This is a genomic window from Gilliamella sp. B3023 (genome assembly GCF_026536845.1).
Classification (GTDB): domain Bacteria; phylum Pseudomonadota; class Gammaproteobacteria; order Enterobacterales; family Orbaceae; genus Gilliamella; species Gilliamella apicola_E.
The window spans coordinates 1-526 of sequence record NZ_JAFNNH010000083.1 but is presented as its reverse complement, the minus strand read 5'-3'; the positions used below and the strand labels follow the sequence as shown (position 1 = coordinate 526).

Annotated in this window: 1 protein-coding gene; it reads left to right on the top strand. The window is 39.5% G+C overall.

What is annotated here, in order from left to right; all coding sequences use genetic code 11:
• On the top strand, positions 1-482 hold a 482-nt coding region (locus J3U16_RS12070; protein ID WP_267343228.1), incomplete at its 5' end, for a hypothetical protein.
• Positions 483-526 lie beyond the last annotated feature (44 nt).

Genomic DNA, 526 nt, shown 5'->3' with positions numbered 1-526 from the left:
ATCAGGGTATTGATAATGCCTTATCTGTGCTAAAACAAAAAATCGATAATCCTACCCCGAAATGTGAAGATAATGAACAAGGCCTTAGGATTGAACAGTTATTTACAGAAAACTTTGCTTATTATGCGCTGGTGTCATTCGTTATTTGTTTTATACTTGCCAAATTATTATATCGTAAAGATAAAACCAAACAATGTTTACGTACTGGTTTATTTAACGCATTATCTGTTGCTGGATACACTCTTTGGCATGTGGAATATATACTTGAGATAGCATTTTTGATGTTTATTATAATGTGTGTCGTATTTGGTTTAAGTACCATGGCTAGCGGCATTTTAACTCCCGGAGCTGGCGGAGGAGGAAATAGTCGCGGAGGAAGTGACGATTTTGGTGATTCTAGCGGTGGTTTTAGCGATAGCGGCGGCTTTAGCGGCGGCGGTGGTGGCCACAGTGGTGGTGGCGGTGCATCTGGTCGTTGGTAATGAGATGAACAAAGATCATACTCATTAAGTTTTAATAGTAAGAT